The 24,556-nt window shown below is 44.0% G+C and carries 29 protein-coding genes, 1 tRNA gene and 1 pseudogene; 23 read left to right on the top strand and 8 right to left on the bottom strand.

What is annotated here, in order from left to right:
- The 7 genes and pseudogenes from H6F44_RS06980 to H6F44_RS06950 form a co-directional block, all read left to right on the top strand.
- Positions 1-924, top strand: a pseudogene (locus tag H6F44_RS06980) (ATP-binding protein); the annotation flags it as partial.
- 159 nt (positions 925-1,083) lie between these two features.
- A complete protein-coding gene (gene clpS, locus H6F44_RS06975) occupies positions 1,084-1,365 on the top strand; it encodes an ATP-dependent Clp protease adapter ClpS (RefSeq protein WP_190350231.1) in 282 nt (93 codons plus the stop codon).
- A gap of 48 nt (positions 1,366-1,413) precedes the next feature.
- Complete coding sequence (locus tag H6F44_RS06970; protein ID WP_242016473.1) at positions 1,414-2,292, top strand: CPBP family intramembrane glutamic endopeptidase; 879 nt, start codon at positions 1,414-1,416, stop codon at positions 2,290-2,292.
- A 95-nt stretch (positions 2,293-2,387) separates the two neighbouring features.
- A tRNA-Tyr gene (locus tag H6F44_RS06965) sits at positions 2,388-2,469 on the top strand.
- Between the two features lie 24 nt (positions 2,470-2,493).
- Entirely contained in the window at positions 2,494-2,637 is a 144-nt protein-coding gene (locus H6F44_RS06960) for a hypothetical protein (RefSeq protein ID WP_190350230.1), read from the top strand.
- Positions 2,633-3,121, top strand: a complete 489-nt coding sequence (locus H6F44_RS06955; protein WP_190350239.1) for an MEKHLA domain-containing protein — start codon at positions 2,633-2,635, stop codon at positions 3,119-3,121. The genes H6F44_RS06960 and H6F44_RS06955 overlap by 5 nt, the downstream gene beginning before the upstream one ends.
- Before the next feature lie 107 nt (positions 3,122-3,228).
- Positions 3,229-3,723 carry a DUF4079 domain-containing protein gene (locus tag H6F44_RS06950; RefSeq protein WP_190350229.1) on the top strand — a complete coding sequence of 165 codons (495 nt, stop codon included), beginning with the start codon at positions 3,229-3,231 and terminating at the stop codon, positions 3,721-3,723.
- A gap of 55 nt (positions 3,724-3,778) precedes the next feature.
- On the opposite strand, the gene H6F44_RS06945 is transcribed toward H6F44_RS06950, so the two are convergent.
- Genes H6F44_RS06945 through hisS form a run of 3 tightly spaced genes read right to left on the bottom strand, consistent with a single transcriptional unit; the run spans position 3,779 to position 6,702 of the window.
- Positions 3,779-4,270: a YajQ family cyclic di-GMP-binding protein gene (locus tag H6F44_RS06945; protein ID WP_190350228.1), complete on the bottom strand. Its 492-nt coding sequence runs from the start codon at positions 4,268-4,270 to the stop codon at positions 3,779-3,781.
- 45 nt (positions 4,271-4,315) lie between these two features.
- Positions 4,316-5,443, bottom strand: coding sequence for an aldo/keto reductase (locus H6F44_RS06940; protein WP_190350227.1), 1,128 nt, complete (start codon positions 5,441-5,443; stop codon positions 4,316-4,318).
- Between the two features lie 5 nt (positions 5,444-5,448).
- Positions 5,449-6,702, bottom strand: a complete 1,254-nt coding sequence (gene hisS / locus H6F44_RS06935; protein WP_190350226.1) for a histidine--tRNA ligase — start codon at positions 6,700-6,702, stop codon at positions 5,449-5,451.
- 548 nt (positions 6,703-7,250) lie between these two features.
- Between hisS and H6F44_RS06930 the strand changes: the two genes are divergently transcribed.
- The 6 genes from H6F44_RS06930 to H6F44_RS06905 all read left to right on the top strand — a co-directional run bounded on the left by H6F44_RS06930 (position 7,251) and on the right by H6F44_RS06905 (position 11,278).
- Positions 7,251-7,499, top strand: coding sequence for a hypothetical protein (locus tag H6F44_RS06930; protein WP_242016472.1), 249 nt, complete (start codon positions 7,251-7,253; stop codon positions 7,497-7,499).
- 8 nt (positions 7,500-7,507) lie between these two features.
- The gene (locus tag H6F44_RS06925) at positions 7,508-8,086 is read left to right on the top strand and encodes a hypothetical protein (RefSeq protein WP_190350225.1); all 579 of its coding nucleotides are present in this window, start codon (positions 7,508-7,510) and stop codon (positions 8,084-8,086) included.
- Positions 8,086-9,081 (top strand): DNA polymerase III subunit delta', encoded by a 996-nt coding sequence (locus H6F44_RS06920; protein ID WP_190350224.1) that lies wholly within the window; start codon positions 8,086-8,088, stop codon positions 9,079-9,081. Before H6F44_RS06925 ends, H6F44_RS06920 begins: the two co-directional genes overlap by 1 nt.
- A 180-nt stretch (positions 9,082-9,261) precedes the next feature.
- Complete coding sequence (locus tag H6F44_RS06915) at positions 9,262-10,524, top strand: McrC family protein (RefSeq protein ID WP_190350223.1); 1,263 nt, start codon at positions 9,262-9,264, stop codon at positions 10,522-10,524.
- A gap of 27 nt (positions 10,525-10,551) precedes the next feature.
- Positions 10,552-10,962 carry a nucleotidyltransferase substrate binding protein gene (locus H6F44_RS06910; protein ID WP_190350222.1) on the top strand — a complete coding sequence of 137 codons (411 nt, stop codon included), beginning with the start codon at positions 10,552-10,554 and terminating at the stop codon, positions 10,960-10,962.
- On the top strand, positions 10,952-11,278 hold the full coding sequence (locus H6F44_RS06905) for a nucleotidyltransferase domain-containing protein (RefSeq protein ID WP_190350237.1): 327 nt from the start codon (positions 10,952-10,954) through the stop codon (positions 11,276-11,278). Before H6F44_RS06910 ends, H6F44_RS06905 begins: the two co-directional genes overlap by 11 nt.
- A 52-nt stretch (positions 11,279-11,330) precedes the next feature.
- On the opposite strand, the gene H6F44_RS06900 is transcribed toward H6F44_RS06905, so the two are convergent.
- Positions 11,331-11,564, bottom strand: coding sequence for a hypothetical protein (locus H6F44_RS06900; RefSeq protein ID WP_190350221.1), 234 nt, complete (start codon positions 11,562-11,564; stop codon positions 11,331-11,333).
- 136 nt (positions 11,565-11,700) lie between these two features.
- On the opposite strand from H6F44_RS06900, the gene H6F44_RS06895 reads away from it, so the two are divergent.
- The 7 genes from H6F44_RS06895 (at position 11,701) to H6F44_RS06865 (ending at position 18,374) form a co-directional block, all read left to right on the top strand.
- Positions 11,701-12,027 carry a hypothetical protein gene (locus tag H6F44_RS06895; protein WP_190350220.1) on the top strand — a complete coding sequence of 109 codons (327 nt, stop codon included), beginning with the start codon at positions 11,701-11,703 and terminating at the stop codon, positions 12,025-12,027.
- A 77-nt stretch (positions 12,028-12,104) separates the two neighbouring features.
- Positions 12,105-13,787, top strand: coding sequence for an McrB family protein (locus H6F44_RS06890; RefSeq protein ID WP_190350219.1), 1,683 nt, complete (start codon positions 12,105-12,107; stop codon positions 13,785-13,787).
- A gap of 314 nt (positions 13,788-14,101) precedes the next feature.
- Positions 14,102-14,734, top strand: coding sequence for a YqiA/YcfP family alpha/beta fold hydrolase (locus tag H6F44_RS06885; RefSeq protein ID WP_190350218.1), 633 nt, complete (start codon positions 14,102-14,104; stop codon positions 14,732-14,734).
- Between the two features lie 174 nt (positions 14,735-14,908).
- A complete protein-coding gene (gene cysE, locus H6F44_RS06880; protein ID WP_407681865.1) occupies positions 14,909-15,667 on the top strand; it encodes a serine O-acetyltransferase in 759 nt (252 codons plus the stop codon).
- Positions 15,668-15,786: 119 nt separating this feature from the next.
- Positions 15,787-16,254 carry a thioredoxin-dependent thiol peroxidase gene (gene bcp / locus H6F44_RS06875; protein WP_190350217.1) on the top strand — a complete coding sequence of 156 codons (468 nt, stop codon included), beginning with the start codon at positions 15,787-15,789 and terminating at the stop codon, positions 16,252-16,254.
- Between the two features lie 3 nt (positions 16,255-16,257).
- Positions 16,258-17,109, top strand: a complete 852-nt coding sequence (gene folP, locus H6F44_RS06870) for a dihydropteroate synthase (RefSeq protein ID WP_190350216.1) — start codon at positions 16,258-16,260, stop codon at positions 17,107-17,109.
- Between the two features lie 161 nt (positions 17,110-17,270).
- On the top strand, positions 17,271-18,374 hold the full coding sequence (locus tag H6F44_RS06865) for a phosphotransacetylase family protein (protein WP_190350215.1): 1,104 nt from the start codon (positions 17,271-17,273) through the stop codon (positions 18,372-18,374).
- Positions 18,375-18,414: 40 nt separating this feature from the next.
- On the opposite strand, the gene H6F44_RS06860 is transcribed toward H6F44_RS06865, so the two are convergent.
- The 3 genes from H6F44_RS06860 to H6F44_RS06850 all read right to left on the bottom strand — a co-directional run bounded on the left by H6F44_RS06860 (position 18,415) and on the right by H6F44_RS06850 (position 19,505).
- Entirely contained in the window at positions 18,415-18,645 is a 231-nt protein-coding gene (locus H6F44_RS06860; protein WP_190350214.1) for a TIGR02450 family Trp-rich protein, read from the bottom strand.
- Between the two features lie 200 nt (positions 18,646-18,845).
- The gene (locus H6F44_RS06855) at positions 18,846-19,088 is read right to left on the bottom strand and encodes a DUF3134 domain-containing protein (RefSeq protein WP_190350213.1); all 243 of its coding nucleotides are present in this window, start codon (positions 19,086-19,088) and stop codon (positions 18,846-18,848) included.
- Between the two features lie 78 nt (positions 19,089-19,166).
- Positions 19,167-19,505, bottom strand: coding sequence for a YbaB/EbfC family nucleoid-associated protein (locus tag H6F44_RS06850; protein ID WP_190350212.1), 339 nt, complete (start codon positions 19,503-19,505; stop codon positions 19,167-19,169).
- 215 nt (positions 19,506-19,720) lie between these two features.
- Between H6F44_RS06850 and accC the strand changes: the two genes are divergently transcribed.
- Entirely contained in the window at positions 19,721-21,085 is a 1,365-nt protein-coding gene (gene accC, locus H6F44_RS06845; RefSeq protein ID WP_190350211.1) for an acetyl-CoA carboxylase biotin carboxylase subunit, read from the top strand.
- 75 nt (positions 21,086-21,160) lie between these two features.
- Here the strand turns inward: accC and H6F44_RS06840 are convergent, their stop codons facing one another.
- Positions 21,161-22,384, bottom strand: a complete 1,224-nt coding sequence (locus H6F44_RS06840; protein ID WP_190350210.1) for a dicarboxylate/amino acid:cation symporter — start codon at positions 22,382-22,384, stop codon at positions 21,161-21,163.
- 200 nt (positions 22,385-22,584) lie between these two features.
- Between H6F44_RS06840 and H6F44_RS06835 the strand changes: the two genes are divergently transcribed.
- Positions 22,585-23,403 (top strand): fumarylacetoacetate hydrolase family protein, encoded by an 819-nt coding sequence (locus H6F44_RS06835; protein ID WP_190350209.1) that lies wholly within the window; start codon positions 22,585-22,587, stop codon positions 23,401-23,403.
- 80 nt (positions 23,404-23,483) lie between these two features.
- Complete coding sequence (locus H6F44_RS06830) at positions 23,484-24,302, top strand: COP23 domain-containing protein (RefSeq protein WP_190350208.1); 819 nt, start codon at positions 23,484-23,486, stop codon at positions 24,300-24,302.
- The last annotated feature ends 254 nt before the right edge of the window (positions 24,303-24,556 follow it).

Below are 24,556 nucleotides of genomic sequence, written 5' to 3'. Positions count from 1 at the left end.
TTCAATCAAGATGAAGTGAGAAGACTTTATCATCAACATACTGAAGCTACTGGACAAATATTTACGGAAGAAGCGGTTAACTTAGCATTCCATTTAACACAGGGACAACCTTGGCTAGTCAATGCGATCGCTAAGGAAATTACCGAATATATGGCTCCCGATCCTGCAATTCCGATTACGGTGGAGCTAATCAATCAAGCCAAAGAAATCCTGATCAAGAGACAGGATACGCATTTAGATAGCCTTGCAGAAAGACTGAGAGAAAATAGAGTCAAAGCAATTATTCAACCAATTTTATCGGGTTTAGAACTAGAAGATACCCCCGATGATGATCGCCGCTATTTGTTGGATTTAGGTTTAGTGGTGCGTAGTCTGGAGGGAGGCTTAAAGATTGCTAATCCTATTTATCAAGAAGTAATTCCCAGAGTGTTATCTCAAGGGACACAGGACAGTTTGCCCATGATTCAGCCTAGTTGGTTAAATGCTGATGGTAGACTCAATCCTCATATTTTATTAGATACATTTCTCGACTTTTGGCGGCAACATGGCGAACCCTTATTTAAAAGTACGCCCTATCCTGAGATTGCGCCGCATCTGGTATTGATGGCTTTTTTGCATCGCGTGGTCAATGGTGGCGGTACGTTAGAGAGAGAATATGCGATCGGTTCTGGGCGGATGGATATTTGTTTACGGTATGGTGATGTGATTTTGGGAATGGAACTAAAGGTATGGCGCGAGGGCAGACCCGATCCGTTAGCGGAAGGATTAAAGCAATTGGATAAATATCTATCAGGATTGAATTTAAATTCGGGTTGGTTAGTAATATTCGATCGCCGCCCTAATTTGCCACCAATCAGCGATCGCACCACGGCCGAAATTGCTCAGAGTCCCGATGGTAGAATGATCACGGTGATCAGGGGTTAACTTATATATAATCCCAAAAATCCCAAAATCATAATCCCAAAAAACAATATTTCACGGCTGAGGCGCAAGATCCGTAATCTAGTGCATATTCAAATCTAGAAAAATATATCAAAATATAATCAAACACATACTTAAACTATCATCGGAGGCCAACCAGCTATGGCAACAGAAACAATTACGCGCCCCACAACCATACGCAAAATCGCACCCAGATATCGTGTTCTCCTGCATAACGATGACTTTAACTCTATGGAATATGTTGTGCAGAGCCTCATGGAGGTCGTCAACAGCTTAACGCAGCCACAGGCTGTTGATATTATGATGGCGGCTCATGCCAATGGCTGTGCGCTCGTAATTACCTGCGTGCAAGAACACGCGGAATTTTATTGCGATGGACTGCAAAGCAAAGGCTTAACTAGTACGATTGAACCCGAAGACTAAATGCTGAGGCTCACCAATGGTGAGCCTTAACGTTGATTAAGATTAACTATGAAATTTGCCGATCGCCTCAATTCCTTACCTGCACCCATCCGCATTCCCGCATTTTTATTAACTCTCCTACTCCTATGGTTGCCGATCGCTGCGCCCATGTACCTAGCTTTTGGAGAATCCGTGGCAGTACTGTTAACAGTCTTGCTATATGTTGGCTTTGTTGCCTTGATTGGATTGTGGGGCAGCAAAATCTCTGGTTACAAACAGCCCTATCGTCACTATGGACTAGAATTTAGTCCGCGCAGTTTCAATGAGTTTTTGCAGGGTTGGGGGCTAGGCTGTGTTACTTTGCTGCTGTTTTATGGCTTGCAACTGAGCTTAGGTTGGCTATCATCACAAGCTATCGATCTACCTTTAGGGAATGGCACATTGCCGCAGCGACTATTGCCAGCGATCGGTGTGCATTTTGTGGATTGGCAAGGGGCGATCGCGCCTGGGTTGTTGACCTCCTTCGGGGTGGGTCTGGCAGAAGAAATCCTTTTTCGCGGTTGGTTATTGTCGGAGCTAGATCGCGACTATGCGCCGAGGCAAGCTTTGATTAGCGCCAGCCTAGTTTTTGCCGTCCTGCATTTCATCAAACCACTCGCTGTAATTCTGGCAACATGGAGCCAATTTGCAGGTCTAGTGACGATGGCGATCGTGTTGGTGTTGGCGCGGCGGCGATGTGGCAACCGTCTAGGCATGGCGATCGGGTTGCATGGCGGTCTAATTTGGGGCTATTACATCGTCAATACTACCCATTGGTTTAAACCCACAGGCACTGTGCCTGAATGGGTGACGGGCATTAGTGGCAACCCGATCGCTGGTGTTGTGGGTATCGCTTTTTTATGGGCGATCGCCTATGCCCTAAAAAAATTACCACAAAAGTTGCTCTAACCTATTGCCATGATCGCCATAAGTGTATATAGTTAGTTTCGCTTAGAAATTAATCCGTTAGTGACTAGGCTGCAAAAAAACAAACATTAGGTTAAGGGTCGATGCCCGAGTGGTTAATGGGGGCGGACTGTAAATCCGCTGGCTACGCCTACGCTGGTTCAAATCCAGCTCGGCCCATCTAAAGTAAAAGAGGAGGATAGCATGGCTATTTTCCTCTTTTTTGTAGAGAAAATTTTGGCACAGGCACATAGCATTAATGATTTGAGGTTGCCTTTAATTTGCAAAGAAACTTGCAAAGAAACTTGCAAAGAAACTCGTAAAGAAGATTTTAAACACCGTGATTGATTTATCATCGCCTTGGTTGCAAGCAGATTTAATTCAGCATATCCAGCGATTGCTGTATAGCTTTCAGCATTGGACGGGCTACCCTTTAATTAATATCAGCGATAATATCAGCGATCGCCTATCCCCCATAGAAGTCGCCAATTTATTATTTCAAGCCGATTTTGTCATTGTTTCTCACGGCACTGAAGCTGACCCGATTCTCAACTATGGCAATCAAAAGGCTTTGGAACTCTGGCAAATGGATTGGCAAACCTTCACCGCCACCCCCTCCCGTTACACGGCTGAGCCAATGGAACGCAGCGAGAGGGCGCAACTACTAGCTCAGGCTCAGGCTCAGGGTTATATCTCTAACTATCGTGGTGTCAGAATTGCTAGTAATGGCGATCGCTTTTATATCAACGCAGCCATTATTTGGAATGTTATCGACCAAGATGGCAGTCTTTGGGGACAGGCTGCCACTTTTAAAGATTGGCAATTTCTGTGATGCCAAATTAGGAAATGGCGTAGCCATTTCTTTCGGTTGCAATATAGCGCAAAGCGATATATTACAATTGTTTACAATTGCTAAAAGCTACCAACCAACAAAGAACTATGATTGTTGCATCAATTCTTGGCTTATCAGAACCTTTCAAATCCATCGCCACCTTTGCCCATCCTGTCCTCATGCTGCTGACCTTATTTTTAGCCCTCTATGCTGGATATGTGGGTTGGCAATATCGCCGCATTCGCAGCACCGAAGGCGAAGAACGCAAAGCCCTCATCGCCAAGCGTTACAACATTTTGCATCATAAGTTGGGATCAATATTTTTGGTCTTGATGGTGGCAGGTGCTGTGGGTGGCATGGCGGCAACCTATAACGATAGTGGCAAATTATTTGTGGGTCCTCACTTACTTGCGGGTCTAGGTCTAGCCTTTCTCGCGGCGCTATCGGCGGCACTTGCGCCGATTATGCAGCAGGGCAAAGAATGGGCAAGGGTTACGCATATTACGGTAAACACGGTTTTGGTGGGTGTGTTTGCTTGGCAGACCCTCACGGGCTGGCAAATCGTCCAGAGAATTTTGGAATCCATGTTTAAAGTGGCATAGTTTGCATCTTCCCAAAAAAAAAGCCCTGCTTCGCAGGGCTTTTTTTGGGAATGTACTAACGATAGTTAGTAAACTGCAAGGCAAGGGGAAAATCTTCGCCTTTGACCGCTTGGATAATGTCTTGTAACTCATCTTTAGATTTGGAAGTTACGCGCAGGGCATCGCCTTGGATTGATGCCTGTGCCTTGGGAAAGCGATCGCGTATGGTTTTAGAAAGCTTTTTTGCTTGCTCTTGTTCAATGCCGCGTTTGAGCTTGATCTTTTGAACCACCCGATTACCACTAGCGGATTCGATATCGCCATAGTCAAAAATTTTGAGGGAGAGATTGCGCTTAATTGCCTTAGACTGCATCACATCCACCACTGCGGTGAGGGTCATCTCACTGTTAGTTTTGATGGTGATTAGTTCCTTATCAAGTTCTACCTCAGTATTTGTACTTTTGAGGTCATAACGGCTCACGATTTCGCGGCGGGTTTGATCGATCGCATTGACTAATTCTTGATGATCAAAGTCGCTCACAATGTCAAAGGAATAGCTGGAAGCCATATAAATTCACCTTTTACCTAGTTTAGTATTTCAGTATACCAAAACCTACTCCCATAATCGCCGCCCCTCCTCACCATGCAGGCGATCGTGGGTATCGCGCAATAGCTTGGGAATATCGAGATTTTCAGGACATCGGGGTAAGCAGTCACCGCAGTCAGTGCAACGGATCGCTTTGCTGCCAGGGAACCAATGCCCCGCATTTTCAAACATTTTGTAGCGATACTTGCCATATTCCACCATGTCAAAGCCGATCGCTAGGTTTCGCAGCCGTAGCACTTCAGGAATATTAATCTCTTCGGGGCAGGGCAAACACTTATAGCACTGCGAACATAGATCGTCTCCGAGGGCTGTATAACGGCGATTCATGCAGTCAAGGACGGCTTGCTCTAATTCTGACAATGGCTCGTCATGATCCCATGCGTCTTGGTGGGAGTCGATCTCGGCGGGGTTGGCGGCTCCGAGGCTGAGGGTATGCACACGCTGATCGCTCAGTAAAAAGCGATCGCCCATATATAGCGCTGTAAAGGGATAGCTGACCCCTGCTAATTCTTCAGAAGGTTGATAGAGTCTGCCACCTTTATCTGATGGCGAAATGATAAATACGCCCATGTCCTTTTCGTGGGCGAGCTGCACCGCAGGCTCATTGCGCTGATTGAAGTAATAGTAATGCAGGTTAACAGAAGCAAATAAATCGGTGCTGATTGTATCGAGAATCACGTCTAGGGGCGCATGGGTGGAAAAGCCCACGTGACCGATAATGCCTTGATCGATCGCTTGTCTAACGGCTTTCATGCAGCCGTGGGGATTTGTCACCAGTTCGAGATGTTCCCTTAAGTTAATGCCATGAATATCGAAGTTATCGATGTAATCCACCTGCATTCTTTTTAAGGATTTTTCGATGCGTCGCCACATGGCATCGGCGCTGTCAGTGGGTGAAATTTTAGTGGTCAAAAAAAAGCGATCGCGTTGCTTACTCAAGCCATTTCCCATCGCCAGACCAATAAATTCTTCACTCTTGCCATAGCCTTCAGCCGTCTCGATGTGATTAATCCCCACTTCTAAGGCACGGTCAATCGTTTTATGGGCATTTTCGGCTGAGGATAGATAACGCATCGTCCCCAAAGAAAATACGGAGAGCAGCATTTCAGTTTTGCCAAAACGACGATAACGCATAGGAATTAGTTTGATTGCAAGTGGGTCACTAGGTCAGCGATCGCGATCGCCTCTTGATCGCCAGTGGCAAGCCATTTAATCTGTACCTGTGCGGCGGCAATTTCCGCATCACCGATAATGATCGCAGCTTTTGCTTCAGCATTACTTGCTCGTTTGAGTTGCTTGTCAAACTTAGAACCTGTGATATCTAGCTCTGTAACAAAACCTGCCTTGCGGAGGATCTGGGCGATCGCCAAGGACTTGATCTCCGCCGCCTCACCCCGTGACACGATATAAAAATCAACATTGGCTTTAGGCGCAGTGGCGATCTGTTGTAACAGGATTACCAACCGCTCTAAGCCGATCGCCCAGCCCACCGCAGGTACATCAGCGCCACCAAGCTCGGCAATCAGGCGATCGTAACGTCCACCACCACAAACTGCGGACTGTGCGCCCAAAGCGGTGGATTGAATTTCAAAGGCGGTGCGGGTGTAATAGTCTAAGCCTCTGACTAGGCGCGGATTCAGACGATAACTAATTTGGAGATCGCTAAGTAATAATTGCACCTTGGCAAAATGTTCTTGGGAGTCGGTACTGAGATAATCCAAAATACTGGGGGCATCTTGGCAGATCTCTTGGGTGCGCTTGTCTTTGCTGTCGAGAATTCGCAAAGGGTTACGGGTGAGGCGATCGCGAGAATCAGCATCCAGATCATCAATAAAGGGCGTGAAATAATCCACCAATGCCTGACGATAGTTAACACGATCCTCGGCACTGCCCACCGAATTCAGGTCTACCACCAAATCCGTCAGCCCCAAAGCTTGCAAAAAGTCACTGGCGATCGCGATCGCTTCGGCATCAGCACGGGCATCGGCACTACCTAACACCTCCACCCCCAACTGATGAAACTGGCGCTGTCGCCCCGCCTGTGGACGCTCATAACGAAACATTGCTCCCATATACCAAAGACGCTGCACGCCCCCTTGGGCAAATAGTCCATTCTCAATATAGGAACGCGCCACCCCTGCTGTCCCCTCTGGGCGTAATGTCAAAGAGCGATCGCCGCGATCATTAAAGGTATACATTTCCTTACCAACGATATCCGTCGCTTCGCCGATGCCCCGCGAAAATAGCTCGGTCGCCTCAAAAATAGGTGTGCGAATTTCGGTATAGGCAGCCTGCTGCAAAATTTGCCTTGCAGTTGTTTCTAACTGCTGCCAATAATAAATTTCGGGGGCAGTGATGTCGCGAGTCCCGCGTGTAACCTGAAGTGAAGACATTGATCTTTGTGAGCCTATTGTGAGCTTAGGTGACATACCCGACATTCATTTTTTCTGTAAACAAAAAATAGAGTACGGGCTTCCTCTTTCATTTGCTAAAGCCAAAACTAAGCAAACTCAGTTTTGGTCTTACTCAGCATCCGCAGGTTTTACTCACTGAGTACTAACTGGCAAGATAGTTTCCTATCTTCGAGGCAGACTCCCTGTGTCCCAAGGAGTGAATATTGTTTTTTATTTTTCACCCATCCATAAGCTCTTTTACGGCTTAGTGGGATATTGGGGCTATTAGTGCATAACTAATAGGTGATGTCTAGCCTTTATACAACGGAAAGTTCGCCCACCACGGCTACTCTTTTCAACTCCGCTTGGTTCTATTTTATCACGGATTTAAGCTTTCAGCTCCTAGTTTATTACAAGGCTAAGGCGTAAGTCCTACAAGATTGCGATCGCAATGCACATTCAGAAAGGCACAAATCTGGGTAAGATCTACATAGAGTCAGTCAATTTTCGATAAATTTGCAACAACTTAAGTAACTTAAATAGTCAATATGCCTGAAGACAACGCATTGCCCCAAGCCCAATCCATAGATGAAGCAAGATTTAATGAAATACTTAAAAGTGTCGAGATCGATCCTGCTTTATTAGCCGAACTTGGTGAAGTCACCAATGATCCTAGTCAGGCGATCGACACTGCCATTCGCCAATGGCTACAGAGACGGGCAATCAAAGAAGCCGATCGCTCACGTCCCCTCACGATGAATCCCGTTGTGCCGCCCCGTGGCGAATGGAATGATTGAAAAATTTTATGGATGAATTGTGGCAACAGGATAAACTCATACTGGTGATTGGACTATTCCAGTTTGGAATCATCTTACTTATGTCCTTTATCTTCAATCGTAATCAACCCAAGGTTTCCGATCAATCCATCATGAAACCCATCACCCAAGATAAATCTAATGCCATGTCTGAGCAAAGTTCCCATTTAATTGCTAAACAATTGCCGCAACCCATGAGCGCAAATGATAGTGATGCAAATGGTGATGCAAATGGCGAAACAAATAACGATCCAATGGCGATCGCCGATGGCAAAATCGCTACTGCTGCAAGTGAATCCCCTTCGCTAAATGTAGACTTATCAACCAACCCATTATCAAAACCATTATCAGAGGCGGATACATCCTATAGTGTCGAGATTTCCCCTGAGTTGTTTAAGGAACTGTTAGAAATTTCTAATAATCCTGCGGCAACAGTCGATGAAGCAATTCGCTGGTGGTTGCGCCGTCGTACTCTAGATACCATAAACTCTGTTAACGATCGCCGCGATCGCTTAGGGCTACGTTCCCATCGTTCATGGAAATCCTTAGAAGAATCTTGGAATGATTAATGATTGCTAAAGTCAATCATAGTGTGGACATAGATTATGATCCTTTTGCGATGGTGGTGGGACAGCAACAGGCGATCGCCTTACTCAAATCTGCCATCAAACGCGATCGGATAGCCCCTGCCTACCTATTTGCAGGAACCAGTGGCATCGGGCGCAGCAAAACTGCCCTTGCTTTTGCTACACTCCTCTTAGATGATCGCAAATCTATCAACCGTATCAGCGATCGCAATCATCCAGATTTGCTGTGGGTAGAGCCAACCTACCTAGACAAAGGCAAAATGCTCACCGCCAAGGAAGCCGAAGCCGCAGGACTCAAACGTAAGGCTTTACCGCAAATTAGAATTGAACAGGTGCGGGAAATTCGTGAATTTGTCAGCCGTGCGCCCCTAGAATGTCAGAGATCGGTCGTGATCATTGAAGAGGCGCAGTCTATGGCAGAGTCAGCCGCTAATAGTCTTCTCAAAACCCTAGAAGAACCCCTCTATGCCACCATTATTTTGATCGTTCCCGATGCTGGCACAATTCTCTCCACCCTAGTTTCGCGCTGTCAACGCATTCCCTTTACAAGGCTCAACCAAGAGCAAATGCAGTTAGTCCTAGCGCGGGAAGGACATACGGATATTCCCCCAGAGGTGATTGCCCTCGCCCAAGGCTCCGCAGGTCAGGCGATCGAGTCCTTTGAGCGTTTCCAAAGTATTCCCGCCGAGTTAATGATTGCGGTGCGGAAGATTCCGCAAGATGCCAGAACTGCTATGGCGATCGCCAAGCAAATCACGAAGGAATTAGAAGTGGATCGGCAATTATGGCTAATCGATTATTTACAAAACTACTTTTGGAATCTAACCACCATTGCCCCAAACGCATCCCACCATCTCCCTAAGGTTCTTCAACATTTGCAACATCTCGATAAGGCTAGAGAACTAATTTCTCGATATGTGCAGCCAAGGTTAGTATGGGAAGTCACTCTACTACAAATAGCAGGTTTGATTATTTGAGAGAATTGGGAACAATGATTTACAGCTACTACCGATCAAACGGACCACAAGAAAGAGTTTTGAAGGCGTTGCGATGCAAAGATTTCAAAACTTTTTCTTGGTTTGGATTTGAGCGCAAAGCGCTGTAATTGCTGTAATCTACATTAATTGCGTCTGGACTAAAGCAGCCTGTAAAAAATTGTGAAACTATCCCTATTTGAATACGAAGTGAGTAGAGGCTTTAATTGGACAAATCAAGAGCAAGGGGCGATCGCTAAGTTAGAAAAAATCCTTGGCGATCGCTTATTTGATTTTTTAGGTCGAGAAATTCAAGCGCGGCAATATGTGGGAGTATTTCGATTAGGCGATCGCACGGTCGAAGTTTTGCCGAAAATGTATCGAGATAATACGGCAACACCAAAACAAGACTCGGTACGAAATTTGCTGTATATGCTGGAATATACGCACCAGTTGAACGTTAAGCAATATGCACTGGCTTCTCTATCACAACAGGATCTCGATTGGTTTGAGATTTTGACAAGATTATTCGCAATGAATCTTCTGGAAGAATGGCAAAGGGGCGCTTTTCGGAATTATCAAGGGGTGAGTGATACTTTACCCGTTCTCAAAGGGAAGTGGAATTTGACGGAGCAGCTACGCCGTCCTGAACGCAAGCATTTATTCGCAGTGACGTTTGATGAATTCACTGCCGATAATCAACTGAATCGGGTTTTGCGCTATGTGGTGGAGCGGCTGTATCAGTTAACGCGCAATTTCCATAATCGCCAAATGTTGCATGAGTTGCAGCAATGGATGGAAGAGGTGATTTTATTGCCAAAGGTAAATGTTGAAGATTTGCGATTAATTGCCATTACCCGCTTAAATCAACGCTTTGAGCCGCTTTTAAATCTGGCGCGTTTATTTCTAGAAAACGAGAGTTTGCAATTATCCAGTGGCAATTTCCAGACTTTTGCTTTTGCTTTGGATATGAATAAGCTGTTTGAGGAGTTCGTGATCGCCTTTATCGATCGCCATCGTCACGAAATTTTACCAACTGAACTACAGGATTGTGAATTGTTGCCACAGTCATCTGGTGCGGTGCGCTATCTGGCAAAGACAAGTAATCAACAGCCAATATTTCAACTTAAGCCCGATTTGGTGATCCGCCAAAAGGGCATTTTTCCTTTGATCATAGATACGAAGTATAAGAGATTGCAAGAAGGCGATCGCAAGTTGGGTGTTTCACAGGCAGATTTCTATCAAATGTATGCCTATGCTCAACGCTACAATTGTGCAAATGTGTTGTTGATTTATCCGCAAGTTGTGGGGATGTCAGAGCTTAGGGCTAGTTTTGCCATAGAGGGCGGAACGATTACGGCGGCGACGATTGATCTTTGTGGTGATTTGAGCAAGCAGGAAGAGCGTGATAAGCTAGTAAGGCGGTTGAAGGCACTTTTTGAGTAAGTATAGTTAAAGGTAATTGTAATAATTATGAATGAAGATATTCGCTGGAAGCAAAGATTTTCTAATTATAAAAAAGCGCTCTTACAGTTAACTAAGTTTATTAACAAAGGCGATTTGAATGAACTGGAAAAGCAGGGTTTAATTCAAGCTTTTGAATATACTCATGAGTTAGCATGGAATTTATTAAAAGATTATTTACAGGATCAAGGAATCCAAAATATAACTGGTTCTAAGGATTCGGTGAGGGCTGCTTTTAAGGTGGGGTTGATTGAGGATGGAGAAAGTTGGATGGATATGATTAAGGATCGCAATCAGACGGTGCATACTTATAATGAAGCTACGGCTGAGGCAATTATTACGAATATTGAGACAAGATTTTTTGCTTTGTTTGTGGCGTTAGGGAAAAAGATGCAGGAGTTAAGTGATGATGCAAACTGATGAAACTATAAAACGATTTGGTCTAAAGGAATCAACGATTCATAAAATTATTTCTGTGTTTACAAAGCATCCTAAAATCGAAAAAGCATTATTATATGGCTCACGAGCTAAGGGTAATTATCGTAATGGCTCGGATATTGATTTGACTTTAATTGGTGATCAACTTAGTTATTCACATTTAGGTAGTATTGAGTTAGATATTGATGATTTGTTGTTGCCTTATTCTTTTGATATATCGATTTTCAAGGATATTGACAATCCTGATTTAGTCGATCATATTAATCGAGTTGGCGTTGTTTTTTATGAAAAAATTTAGTTGTCTTCTAAATATCAGATTAAGGCATGGGTATCGGTTACTGCGTTGCTCATCAAACACTCTCACGGGGAAAGTTTGCTGACATCTCTTGTCTGACTTCAGCAATGTCTTCATCGCTGATGTTAGCGCCACGCCACAAACCACGCAAAGATCTACGGGGCTTAGGTTTTATGTACAGTTCACGCTTAATTTCGGGGGTTATTTTTTCGATTAAGTTAATTTTATCTACAAGCGAAAGTTGCTTGGCTAGTTCTAAAACCTGCTCTAGGGTGACAACTTGAGGCATAAGTTTAGAGTTTTGGTAAGCTTTGATTTGTCTGATTTGATTTTACTCTATCAGGCTGGGTATGAGTTATCATGGCGGTTGTTAGGTTCAAAATATACATTAGAATATAATTCGGTATTGTTTAGGAGCATTCACGATGTTGCTGCAAGAACTCAAGGAACAGGCTTATAAGTTGTCAAAGGGCGATATTATGCAAAATTTAGATAAAGACGAGCAGGAGTTGTTAGACAGTATTGAAAATGATAATTGGGTGAGTATTCCTGATTCTAAATTAGAAATTCAACGTTTTCAAGATATAGCTAAACGTCAAGTTTCAATGCAAAAAATTAAGTTACAGGTTTCAATACAAGACTCAGATAAAATTTACAGGTTAGCTAATCAACTTGGTTTTTCTGCATCTAATTTTGCTGAGGATATTATTCATAAATATTTAAAATATGAATTAGTTGAAAAATCTAAGTAATTCACAATAAAAGCTTTTTTATTCTATTTTTAAAATCTCCAATTACTTTAGATATTTAATATATAACCATTCAAAAAATGAGATTTTCAATTAATTCATCAATATTACTGAAGCTTTTTGATAGTTTAGGTTCTGTTCTAAATACCTCTCAAAATCGATTAAACAAGGATGAAAATATTGTATTACTAAAAGTTAGTAATAATGTACTGTCAATTTCTTATTCTGATAGCACAAGATTTTCATATCCAGTTAATGAGTCTCAGGATGGAGAGCTATGGCTTAATATTTCACAAGTCAAAAATATACGCAAAAATCTTTTGAATATGTCAGGAGGATTAACTTTTAACTCTAAATCTATAGAATCATGCGAAATAAAATCAAATGACAAAAAATATAAATTCATAACAAATATTTCTGATGGAAATCCAAGAAAGGAGCTAATTGAGTATGACAATTTAGTTGCCAATGAAGATTTATTTGTAACATCTATAATAAATCGGTTAGAAAATGGTAGCAAAAATCTTATTTTATATGGCTCCCCTGGAGTAGGTAAAACTTATACAGTGAGAAAAATTGCTTCTAGATTTATAAGAAAAATAATTTTTGGTAGAAACTTTGAACTTAATTTAAGCGATCATAAAGATTTACGAGATATTTTGTGTAATCTTGAATCTCAAAATCTAATTGCTCTTGAAATGTACTTAAATAAGAAAAGAATATTTAAAGTTTCAGATTTATTAGCAAGTAGTTTAATTACAAAATATGGAAATCAGATAGATATCAATGAAATCTCTAATAGATTAAACGTTTATAGTAGAAGTAATCCACATACATTATTTACGAATCTATTTAATGAAAAACGTACAGATTATTGGACGCTTACGAATAGTGGAAAAGAATATGTAGAAAATCAATTAATCAAACAATTTGCAGGAATTAAAACATTAGCTAATTTTGATATATCACACAATATTAAGTTTGTAACTTTTCATCAGTCATTTGCTTATGAAGAATTTGTAGAAGGCATAAAACCAATTCCAGATGGAAGTGGAGGAATGTCATATACCATTAAAGATGGTGTATTTAAAGAAATTTGTACACAAGCAAAGAATGATTCTAAAAACAAATATTTGATTATTATTGATGAAATCAACAGAGCAAATATTGCTAAAGTTTTTGGTGAATTGATTACGCTGATTGAAGATGACAAAAGAATTGGAGCGCGTAACGAATTAAAAGTTACCTTGCCTTACTCCCAAGAAGAATTTGGCGTACCGAAAAATCTCTATATATTAGGAACAATGAACACAAGCGATCGCTCGATCGCCCTGTTAGACATCGCCCTCCGCCGCCGATTTACCTTTATCGAACTCAAACCCGATCCTGAACTTCTCAAAGAAAAAATTATAGATGGCATCAAACTAGATCAACTGCTCATCCAACTCAACCAACGCATCACCCTCCTCATCGGACGCGATTACCAAATTGGGCATAGCTACTTCATGAATGTTGATACACTCGAATCCCTGCGATTTACTTGGTATCACCGTATCATTCCCCTAATGCAAGAATATTTCTATCACAACAGTGAAATGCTGAGAGTAGCAATCGGCGAGCAATTTATGCCAAAGATGACCGTAGATCCCACCTTGCAAAAAGCACTCGGTAATTTCTTTCCCTCTGAACCTCAGTATGAAATAAAAGAACTAGAATCCAATGAATTTAGAAATGCGTTGTTAAAACTGACTAATGGGTCTTAGTGGTGCAGAAAAGTTCTTGCCATAAATAATTTGTTGATGACTAAATAGATTGAGAAGGGAAATACTGGTGTTTCTCTAAATAAACAGGAATCTCTTTGATCACAGTTTTCACCTTAGTACAGACAAAGTGAAAACCGCTATGGTTCACTTCTTCTTTGTTAATTGGGCACTTTCGCAAGCAAAATTGGAATTTATTGTTATAACCTACTTTTCCCTCAACGAATTATTTACAGCAAGAATTACATGAGATAATTTTCTTGTTCATATGGGTACATCACCTCAATGTGCTGTATTTTTTCAGTAAGTCCATCACTATGCAATATCTCTACCTTCACGGATTTGCTTCTAGCCCCAACTCTTACAAAGCGCAATATATGCAGCAGAAATTTTCTGAACTAGGCTTAACCCTGCATATCCCCGATCTCAATCTTACGGATTTTGCAACGGTGACACTTTCGCAGCAGTTGGACTATTTGCAAAGTGCATATTTTGCGGAAGGGCAAGCAACCATCGTGATTGGCTCTAGCTTGGGCGGCTTTCTAGCCGTGCAACTCGCCGCCCTCAGTCCCCTTGTCCAGAAATTAGTCCTATTCGCCCCCGCCTTTGGTTTTGGTCAGAGGGTTGCGGCGGCGATCGGTATAGAAAATATGTCAGAGTGGCAACAGTCAGGTGTGCGACAGTTCTATCATTACGGATTGAAACGCAATGTAAATTTACATTATGAGTTCATTGCCGATGCCCAAAAATTTTCGGAAGACAGCTTGACGCGATCGCTGCCAATCTTAATTATTCATGGCATTCACGATGATGTCGTACCATCTGTGCTAAGCGAAAAGTTTGTTAAGGGGCGATCGCTAGTAGATTTAAAATTAGTCGAAGATGATCACGCTCTAGGCAAGGATCTTGAGAGCTATTGGCAAGATTTAAAGCGGTTCCTTACGATTTAGTTCCCCCTCACTTGTGGGCTTTCCCCTTTATTCAGAGAGAAATTAAAGGTAATAACCATTTGTGAATGAATTTAAAGATTCACCCCAAAAGTAGTTTCTTTTGATACAAAATATCCGCTAGGATTTTAAAATCAGCAGTTGCAAATAAAAAAGGTTTTAAAACCGTTGAAAAGTATCATCAAAACACTGCGAGCTGACTTCGCAATCATTTTTGAGCGCGACCCTGCTGCGCGTAACTGGCTAGAAGTGCTGCTATGCTACCCTGGGCTTCATGCCATTTGGCTATACCGCTTTGCCCATTGGCTACATCAACTTAAGTTACCCGTGATCCCGCGCATGATCTCCCAATTTGCCAGATTTTTGACAGGCATCGAGATTCACCCAGGAGCAAGGATCGGCATGGGAGCTTTCATCGATCATGGGATGGGTGTGGTCATTGGCGAGACCACGATCGTAGGTGAATATGTACTGATTTATCAAGGCGTAACCCTTGGAGGCACTGGTAAACAGTCGGGCAAGCGTCATCCCACCCTTGGCGACAATGTGGTAATCGGTGCGGGTGCAAAAGTATTAGGCAATATTGAAATTGGCAGTAACTGCCGCATTGGTGCTGGCTCAGTCGTGCTAAAGGCTGTCCCCCCTGACTGTACCGTAGTTGGCATTCCTGGACGCATTGTACATCGTCATGGCGTAAAGGTCTCTGCCCTCGATCATAGCCAAACCCCTGACCCAGAAGGGGATGTAATTCGCTCTTTGATTGGGCGGGTTGAGCAGTTAGAAAGATCTAGCGAAGCCCATGCTTTGCACCCACTCAATAGCTATCTAATTGATGCAGAACTGCTCAAAAATGTGCGCCCTCGCCATCTCATTCCCTCTGACCATTTTGATCGACCCGAAGAATATGAAGGTTTTTCTGAGGGTGGCGGCATATAGGGCAAAACTCTGTAAATGAGCTTGTAAATGGCTTGTAAATGGCTGAGCCACTCATTAATTGGGGATGAGGGCAAAGCGCTGTAATATTGTGATAGCTGTTAGCAATCAAATTTAACAATATGGCTTTAGAAATTGGCGATCGCGCCCCAGATTTTAGTTTATTAGACACCTATGGCAATAGTGTCACCCTATCCGCCCTTAAGGGCAAACGGGTGATCCTGTACTTTTATCCCCGCGACAATACCCCAGGCTGCACCAAAGAAGCCTGTGGCTTTCGTGATCGCTATGCCCAATTTCAAGACCATAACACCCTCATCTTTGGCATTAGCACCGATGATGCCAAGTCTCATCAAAAATTTGTCGAAAAATTTGAACTAAATTTTCCTTTACTCTGTGATGTTGACGCATCCGTTGCTACAGCCTATGAGAGCTATGGCAAAAAGCAAATGATGGGCAAGGAATATCTGGGTATTTTTCGGAATACTTTTGTAATTGATGCTGAAGGAAATATCGAAAAAATTTATCGATTAGTTAAGGCAGATCTGCACCCTGCTCAAGTTTTAGAAGATATCCTAAGCGGTGGCTAACTAATGACTAAGCTAACCCCTTGGCAAATACGCGATCGCCAATTTATCTGGGGCGATCGCACCTACATCATGGGGATTTTGAATATTACCCCCGACAGCTTTAGTGATGGCGGTAAGTTCAATTCACGCGATGCTGCCCTGCAACAGGTCGCCCAAATGCTGCCCTATATCGACATCCTTGATGTCGGTGGCGAATCCACGCGCCCCCATGCCCAGCCCGTCAGCATTCAAGAAGAAAGCGATCGCATCTTGCCCATCATCACCGCCCTTCGTGCCGAATATCCGCATCTGCCCATCTCCGTAGATACGATCAAATCCGCAGTGGCACAACAGGCGATCGCCGCAGGGGCAGACATGATCAATGATGTTTCCGCAGGGCGTTTTGATTCAGAAATGCTCTTACTTGCAGGTAGATTGCAAGTGCCAATTTTTTTGATGCATATGCAGGGGGAACCGCAAACCATGCAAGCCAACCCGCAATATCAAGATGTGCTAAAAGAGGTTAAGCAATTTTTGACCGATGCCATCCATATTGCCAAAGCTTGCGGGGTGCTGCCCCATCTTGTGGCGATCGATCCTGGCATCGGTTTTGGCAAAACCCTCGATCACAATTTAGAGCTAATTAGAAATTTATCAGCATTAAAAACATTGCCAGCACCCTTATTAATGGGTGTGTCCCGCAAAAGCTTTATCGGCACAATTTGCGATCGCCCCAACCCCAGCGATCGGCTCTTCGGCACGATTGCCGCCTGTACAGCCTGCATCAGTGGTGGAGCCGACATCTTGCGTGTCCATGACCCCAAAGAAATTTTTGATGCCTGTCGCATCAGTGATGCCATATTTCGTGACATTTAGCATAACTCGATTGCACAAAACGCATATTTACTATGCACAAATTAGTCAACACAAAATGTAACAACTGCAAAGCATCAGCTACAATATCCAAATCAGGATCTAAATTTATTTGAATTTATTTACACTCCTGTAAATTTTGTAATAGGGTTAGAGGGCAAGACGTGCCACAGGCTAAGCATCTGTTGATTGGTTCTACTAGGTCAGGCAGTGGGAAATCGGCAACAATTTTAGGTTTGACATACAACTTACAGGTCAAAGGGTTTAAGGTTGGCTATGGCAAGCCTATTGGCACTTTTACCTCCAAAAGCTTGCCAGAATCGGCTGAGCATAGCGAGGCTGATGTGGATTTTATTCGTCAAGCCCTAAACCTGCCTCCAGAACTTTTGCGTCCCACACTGCTCAATCTTGATCGCAATGCACTTCAGCGTCGTTTGTCTGGCGAAGATCGACAGGACTATACGGGTAAGCTCGATGAATATAAGAAACTGGTAGAAGCGGATTTAGTGCTAGTAGAAGCGCCAGCCAACACCGCCGAAGGTGCAATTTTTGGGCTATCCCTAGAGGAAATGTCTGCTCAGTTGGATGCGCCAATTTTGTTGGTAATGCGCTTCGGCTCCTTGCTGGTGGTTGACCATATTTTGATGGCAAAACAGCGCTTTGGCGATCGCCTCTTGGGGGTAGTCATTAACGATATTCCTGATGGACAGTACGAAAGTGCGATCGAAGTATTACACCCATACCTTGAAAATCAAGGTATCCCCGTTCTTGCCCTCATGCCCGAAAATCGTACCCTCCGCAGTGTCAGCGTCTCGGAAATCATTGAGCAGTTAGGCGCAACCATGCTTTGCCACCCTGACAATATCGACCTAGACAAACTGATGGTAGAGGAATTAAAGATTGGCGCAATGGATGTCAACTCCGCCCAGAGCTATTTCCGCAAGTCCTATAACAAAGCCGTCATTACAGGCAGTAGCCGCATCGACCTCCAATTTGCCGCCCTCGAAACATCAACTAACTGTCTAATTCTCACGGGTCGTCCGTTTGTTAATGATGATGTCGCCAGCAAAGCAATGGAGTTAGGCGTACCAATTTTGTCAGTTAGCCGTGACACCCTCAGTACGGTCAGTGTAATTGAGGCTTGCTTGGGTCAAGTGCGTCTCCATGAGGGCATAAAGGTGACTAGTATTTGCGAAATGATGTCTAAATATTTTCATTTCGAGCGTTTTTTAAAGCTCATGAACATTAAGGCACTAGCCGCCGTATAGCCCCCGTAAAAAGCTGCTGCTCTGCGGCACTTTGTTGGGGTTACATCTCCTGTAAAGTTTTCCAGCCTGGTTGCCATAGCGATCGCCGCTTCAAAGCGTTGGCATTCAACCAAAAACGCACCGAATCATCACAAGCCGCCTTGATCTCGGCAAATACTAGATCGCCTTCATTTTTGCGGTTAACCACCACAAAATGCCGCCAACCAAAGGTTTCTTGCATCGCTGTCCATTTGGAGCCAACAAGATAAGGAAATTTTTGTTTTTTACTCATGCAACCCACTGAGGCTTTTAATAATGCAGAAAGATCTTAGAAAGCAGTGCATAACAGCCTCAAAAGATCTTTCTGGTCTTCTTGTCAGCGCAGGAGCGCTGCAATTAAAAAAATAAAATAAATAAAAGACAAACAAAACTATTGCCAGTGGGTGACAATAGCTTTGCAACAGCTCAATCAAGCCAACTCAACCAAGCCAATTAGTCGATATCATCGTCATCATCATCGTCATCGTCATCGCCATAGCTAGAATCATCACCTAGCATCAATTCACTCAATTCTTCAGCCTCATCATCAAACTTGAGGCTAGACTCAGTACCTTCTCTAGCGATCAGGCGACCTGTTGACTCTAGCCAATCTAAGATTGATGCTTGCTGTTCGGTGGAAATAACAGCCGCAGGTTGATTACGGCGCTGTACACGCAATGCAGGGTTATTTATCATAAAAATTAAGAAAGCCGTCCGATTACATATAGCGATTTGCATTTTGCTAATAGCAAAATGCAAACCTAAAATTCCAATTTAGAAACCACCAGGAAGTCCCAGACCACCTGTGAGCGCTTCCATTTTTTCCTTCATTGTGCCAGTTGACAATTGATAAGCATCTTTGAGAGCCGCCAGCACTAAATCCGACAAAACTTCAGCACCCTGATTTAGAGCTTCAGGAGCAATCTCGACATCATGGGGTTCTTGGTTGCCGCTCAGAGTTACCTTCACTAATCCGCCGCCTGCTTCGCCAGTCAAACGCAGCTCATCTAGCTCTTCTTGTAACTTTTTTGCACCTTCTTGAATCTGTTGAGCTTTTTGGAAGGCTTCTTTCATTTTGCCTAAACCAAAGCCGAATCCTTTTCCGTCTGACATAGCAGTATCAGTTTTACCTTAAGTTTTCTCGCCTATTATGTCACCAATCGTCACAATTCGGTAAGTACGGTTATTGCGATGGGTAAAACTTGTGGATGCTCACCAAAATTTAGCAATCAGTTACAAAATAACGTTAAAATTCAAAAGCTTGGAAGTCGTCATTTATCCACCGAAGCTTGCAGCACATTACCGATCACCTATTACCACGCTGAAACATGGCTCCTATCGCCAAATTACTAATTGCTAACCGAGGTGAAATTGCCCTCCGCATCATCCGCACCTGCGAAGAGATGGGAATTCCCACTGTTGCTGTTTATTCTGATATAGATCGCAACTCTCTGCACGTGCAACTAGCCCATGAAGCGGTCTGCATTGGCGAATCACCGAGTAGTAAAAGTTATCTAAATATTCCTAACATCATTTCCGCAGCCCTGACCCACAATGCTACTGCGATCCATCCTGGTTATGGTTTTCTCTCTGAAAATGCCAAATTTGCGGAAATTTGTGCCGATCATAACCTGTTGTTTGTGGGTCCTAGTCCCAACTCAATTCGCTCGATGGGCGATAAGTCTACTGCTAAAAAGACGATGCAAAAGGCGGGTGTACCGACTATCCCAGGCAGTGAGGGCTTAATTGAGTCGGAGGAGCAGGCGATCAAGATTGCCCATGCCATTGGTTTTCCTGTGATGATTAAGGCGACTGCGGGTGGTGGTGGTCGTGGGATGCGTCTGGTAAACAATCCTGATGATTTATTGCGGTTGCTGAGGGCGGCTCAAGGGGAGGCTGAGGCGGCTTTTGGTAATGGTGGGGTCTATATCGAGAAGGTGATTGAAGATCCGCGCCATATTGAGATTCAGATCTTGGCGGATATGCATGGCAATGTGGTGCATTTGGGTGAGCGGGATTGCTCGATTCAGCGACGGCATCAAAAGTTGTTAGAAGAAGCGCCCAGCAGTGCGGTTAACCCCAAACTACGGGAAAAAATGGGTGATGCGGCGGTGAAGGCGGCTAAGGCAATTAACTATGTGGGTGTGGGGACGGTGGAGTTTTTGCTGGATAAATATGGCAAGTTTTATTTCATGGAAATGAATACCCGCATTCAAGTTGAGCATCCTGTGACGGAGATGATCACGGGGATCGATCTAATTGCGGAGCAGTTGCGGGTTGCCCAAGGCGATAAGTTGCAGATGCATCAGAAGGATGTCGAGATAAGAGGTCATGCGATCGAATGTCGGATTAATGCTGAAGATCCTGACCATAATTTTCGTCCTAATCCTGGGCGTATCAGTGGCTATTTGCCTCCAGGTGGTCCTGGGGTGCGGATGGATTCCCATGTTTATACTGATTATGTGATTCCGCCTTACTACGATTCTTTGATTGCGAAGTTGATTGTTTGGGGCAGCGATCGCAATGCAGCAATTTTGCGGATGAAGCGAGCTTTGCGAGAATGTGCGATTACAGGTGTCCCTACCACGATTCCTTTTCATCAGAAGGTGTTAGATGATGACGATTTTCGGCAGGGTCATGTTTATACCAATTATGTACCTCTGTTGCAGGCTAGGTTAGAAAGTCAATCCTAAAAAAAGGGGCGCTTCGCGCCCCTTTTTTATGTTTTTAATACATAAAGCTGCAATGGACTGCAATTCTCCCCAAAATTAGGTGGCGATCGTATCGGTCAAAACTTCGGATTCCCAATGGCTGAGGATAATCGCGTTGGTGCTGTTACCGATAATATTGACAACGGTTTTAAAACCATCGGTCAGTCGATCAATGCCTGCAACTAGGGCGATCGCCTCTAGGGGCAACCCTGCGGCAGATAGTACCGTTGCCATGGTGATAATTGCCGAACCAGGTACGCCTGGGGTACTAAAGGAAACTAATAAACTACTGAGGGCGATCGCCAATAATAGCGAAGGCGTAAGCGGCACTTGATAGATCTGGGTCACAAACAACGCATTGAAACCCTGCAAAATTGCTGCCCCATCCCGCTTTAACGCCGTTCCCAAGGGGATCGCAAAGCTGGCAATTTCTTCCCGCAGTCCGTAATTTTCTTGGATATTTTGCAATACCACAGGCAGCGCTGCGTTGGAGCTAGCCGTACCAAAGGCAAGGGCGATCGCCTCAGCGAGACTGCGTAAAAATCTCAGGGGGTCTGCCTTGAGGGTCGCCAAGATCAACATATCGATCGCAATCATGATCGTGGAAGCAATGAACAGACCCAACACGTAAAGAAATAATTTGGCAATTAGTTCTAAACCCTGCACTGCAATCACGGAGCTAATCAATGCAAACACACCCAAAGGCGCAACATACAAAATTACTGATAGGGTCTTTTCGCTGATGTGATAAATGCTTTCAATGAGTTTGACAAAGGGTTGGGCTTGCTCATGGGCTAACTGGATGCCAAACCCTAGAAGTACTGCCGAGAAAATTATTTGCAACAAATTACCTGTACTCAGTGCCTCTAGGGGGTTAGTGGGAATCAAACTAACTAACCAAGTAACTAGGGAAGGAGCCACCGTCACCTCTAAACTTTCGGGCAATGCAAACCCCTCCACCCCACTCCCTGGTTGCAAAAGGTAAGCAGTTGCCATGCCTACCCCAAGGGCGATCGTGCTAGTAATTACATAGCTAGTCACCAACTTAGCGGTATAGCGCCCCACCTGCCCTGCACCTTGGATTCTGGTCAAGCCCATGATCAATGAAGAAAACACGATCGGCACAACCACAAACTGAATTAGGCGCAAAAATGACTCCCCAACGGGAACCAAAATATTTAGATTTATCAGCTCAATATAGGTGGGAAATGTAGTATTCAGAATTGCCCCAAAACCAATACCAAGACCAAGGGACAGCAAAATTAAGGTGGATAAGTTCATAGCAAGGTGCTGAGATGACACACAAAAACTAACATTGCTTTAAAGCTAGTTTAGTTAAGTTTTTCATAAAGTCCAAAATGAACTAGGACTGACAGCTAGCGATTGGCGGCGATCGCTTCTTTAGCCAATCCTTAGGCTTTTATTATTTGCAGGGCTGAATTTGGCTACAATACGATCAAGTTAGATACAAAAAACTCTTTATGGCGGATCGTTACGTTCGCGTGAAAGCTTCCCAAGGGAAAGTCTATTACGGGCTACTAGAGCTAAACCAATCAGTAAAAATCCTTGATACAGCCCCTTGGCTTGGCGGCGAACCCAACGGTGAATTGCTAGCTCCAGATACATACCAGCTTTTAGCACCCTGTGAACCTAGCAAAATTGTGGCTGTTGGCAAAAATTATTCAGCCCATGCTGCCGAGATGGGCGGTGAAGTGCCGAAGGAGCCGATTATATTTTTAAAACCCACGACAACAATTATTGCGCCCGAAGCGGCGATCGCCCTGCCACCTCAGTCCAAGCGCGTGGAGTATGAAGGCGAACTGGCATTAGTTATTGGGGAGCGTTGTTTTAACCGTAGTCCTCAACAGGCGATCACTGCCATTTGGGGCTATACGATCGCTAATGATGTCACCGCCCGTGACCTGCAAAGAAGTGATAGTCAATGGACTAGGGGTAAGGGCTTTGATACTTTTTGTCCTTTGGGCCCTTGGGTGGTGCGTGAGGTCAGCCCTTCGGCTTTGCTGCAAACCTTCATGAATGAATCGAAAAAGCCTTTGCAATGCTCGGCGATCGATGAAATGGTATTTTCCCCTGATTACCTGGTGGCTTACATCAGTCAAATTATGACTTTATTGCCAGGGGATATTGTGTTGACAGGGACACCAGAGGGGGTGGGACCAATGCAGCAAGGCGATCGCGTATGTATAGAAATTGAAGGCATCGGCAAATTGCAAAACACGGTGATTTTACGCGAACCTTTACCCGCGATCGTGGATGAAGATATTACCGTAATTCAATAGGAACCGATCGCTTACACACAACGTCATTTACTTCTTGATACAGCAGTCAGCAACTCCTTACACACCATTGGTTCAAACCTATGCAATCCCTAATCCCCAAAGCATCCCAATCCCTATTATTAAAATTAATGCAAAGCGGAGCGATCGCCCTTGCAATCCCCTTGGCGATCGCCATGCCCAGCAGCGCTCAAATCATCCCTGTAGAAACCCCACCTAGCCAGATCCCTGCGGAAAACCCCAACGATAAAGCCGCTAACCCCACCGATAATAAAAATGCTAGATTTAGCTGTCAAATGCGCGATGGGCAGTACATCGTGGTCTATCAACCCAAAAGTCAACCCCAAAAATATTTTCCTTGGGCGGCTCCTAGTGCGATGGGTGATGGCTGGTCGCCTGAACGCCGTTGCAATGAAATTAGTCGCCGCCTAGAGTCATACCGCCCTGATGGTTTAGTGGAAATGCGGACAGGTGTGGAAAATGGCTATAACGTGATCTGTGCCACCACCGATAAAAATTCTAGTTGCCGCATTGTCCTGACGGTTCCCAATGGACAAGACCCCATTGCCACCCGCGATCGCGTATTTGGTAATCTCGCCACCGCCGACAGTGGACAAACAACCACGGCTGTAAACACCTATGGCAGTCGCGGTAATAGCACTTTAGGTAAATTAAATGACATTACGGATCTCGGTTTAGGGATCGATTTAGGCGATGTTAATGGGGTATTGAACTCTGTATTGACATCCTCTAATCGCTCTACCAATCTCCCTAGCGGCAGCAGCAATCTTTATCTCAAGCCCTATCTTGACCCTAGTGATGGTGGCACAGGCGCAAATTTGGGCAATGGTTTTAGTAGCTTAAATAATGGTAGAAGACTCAATCCTGAAAACTTTCGCTAAGCGAACATAGTGACTTTATCAGAGATTTGGGTTTATTCCCCCATGTTGATAGCATAATTAGGACTTACGCAAAACCACCAAAAGTAGGGGCAATTTATGAATTGCCCTACGCTAGCATCAGGGTTTCAAGGTTTCTTGCGTAAGAGGCTGTTTGCTAAGTTTTGTTCCCCCTAAATACCCCTTAAAAAGGGTTATTTTTTTAATCTGTCCCCCCCTTCGTAAGCGAATGTCTAGACTTCTCAAACAGGCTCTTA

The sequence above is a fragment of the Pseudanabaena cinerea FACHB-1277 genome (genome assembly GCF_014696345.1).
In the GTDB taxonomy this organism is placed as follows: domain Bacteria; phylum Cyanobacteriota; class Cyanobacteriia; order Pseudanabaenales; family Pseudanabaenaceae; genus Pseudanabaena; species Pseudanabaena cinerea.
The sequence above is the reverse complement of the archived record's forward strand: the minus strand, read 5'-3'. Positions and strand labels throughout refer to the sequence as shown.

Coding starts and splice junctions, on each gene's coding strand:
- clpS (WP_190350231.1), top strand. CDS start 1,084: ATGGCAACAGAAACAATTACGCGCCCCACAACCATACGCAAAATCGCA.
- H6F44_RS06970 (WP_242016473.1), top strand. CDS start 1,414: ATGAAATTTGCCGATCGCCTCAATTCCTTACCTGCACCCATCCGCATT.
- H6F44_RS06960 (WP_190350230.1), top strand. CDS start 2,494: ATGGCTATTTTCCTCTTTTTTGTAGAGAAAATTTTGGCACAGGCACAT.
- H6F44_RS06950 (WP_190350229.1), top strand. CDS start 3,229: ATGATTGTTGCATCAATTCTTGGCTTATCAGAACCTTTCAAATCCATC.
- H6F44_RS06945 (WP_190350228.1), bottom strand. CDS start 4,270: ATGGCTTCCAGCTATTCCTTTGACATTGTGAGCGACTTTGATCATCAA.
- H6F44_RS06940 (WP_190350227.1), bottom strand. CDS start 5,443: ATGCGTTATCGTCGTTTTGGCAAAACTGAAATGCTGCTCTCCGTATTT.
- hisS (WP_190350226.1), bottom strand. CDS start 6,702: ATGTCTTCACTTCAGGTTACACGCGGGACTCGCGACATCACTGCCCCC.
- H6F44_RS06930 (WP_242016472.1), top strand. CDS start 7,251: ATGCCTGAAGACAACGCATTGCCCCAAGCCCAATCCATAGATGAAGCA.
- H6F44_RS06925 (WP_190350225.1), top strand. CDS start 7,508: ATGGATGAATTGTGGCAACAGGATAAACTCATACTGGTGATTGGACTA.
- H6F44_RS06920 (WP_190350224.1), top strand. CDS start 8,086: ATGATTGCTAAAGTCAATCATAGTGTGGACATAGATTATGATCCTTTT.
- H6F44_RS06910 (WP_190350222.1), top strand. CDS start 10,552: ATGAATGAAGATATTCGCTGGAAGCAAAGATTTTCTAATTATAAAAAA.
- H6F44_RS06905 (WP_190350237.1), top strand. CDS start 10,952: ATGCAAACTGATGAAACTATAAAACGATTTGGTCTAAAGGAATCAACG.
- H6F44_RS06900 (WP_190350221.1), bottom strand. CDS start 11,564: ATGCCTCAAGTTGTCACCCTAGAGCAGGTTTTAGAACTAGCCAAGCAA.
- H6F44_RS06895 (WP_190350220.1), top strand. CDS start 11,701: ATGTTGCTGCAAGAACTCAAGGAACAGGCTTATAAGTTGTCAAAGGGC.
- H6F44_RS06890 (WP_190350219.1), top strand. CDS start 12,105: ATGAGATTTTCAATTAATTCATCAATATTACTGAAGCTTTTTGATAGT.
- H6F44_RS06885 (WP_190350218.1), top strand. CDS start 14,102: ATGCAATATCTCTACCTTCACGGATTTGCTTCTAGCCCCAACTCTTAC.
- bcp (WP_190350217.1), top strand. CDS start 15,787: ATGGCTTTAGAAATTGGCGATCGCGCCCCAGATTTTAGTTTATTAGAC.
- folP (WP_190350216.1), top strand. CDS start 16,258: ATGACTAAGCTAACCCCTTGGCAAATACGCGATCGCCAATTTATCTGG.
- H6F44_RS06860 (WP_190350214.1), bottom strand. CDS start 18,645: ATGAGTAAAAAACAAAAATTTCCTTATCTTGTTGGCTCCAAATGGACA.
- H6F44_RS06855 (WP_190350213.1), bottom strand. CDS start 19,088: ATGATAAATAACCCTGCATTGCGTGTACAGCGCCGTAATCAACCTGCG.
- H6F44_RS06850 (WP_190350212.1), bottom strand. CDS start 19,505: ATGTCAGACGGAAAAGGATTCGGCTTTGGTTTAGGCAAAATGAAAGAA.
- accC (WP_190350211.1), top strand. CDS start 19,721: ATGGCTCCTATCGCCAAATTACTAATTGCTAACCGAGGTGAAATTGCC.
- H6F44_RS06840 (WP_190350210.1), bottom strand. CDS start 22,384: ATGAACTTATCCACCTTAATTTTGCTGTCCCTTGGTCTTGGTATTGGT.
- H6F44_RS06835 (WP_190350209.1), top strand. CDS start 22,585: ATGGCGGATCGTTACGTTCGCGTGAAAGCTTCCCAAGGGAAAGTCTAT.
- H6F44_RS06830 (WP_190350208.1), top strand. CDS start 23,484: ATGCAATCCCTAATCCCCAAAGCATCCCAATCCCTATTATTAAAATTA.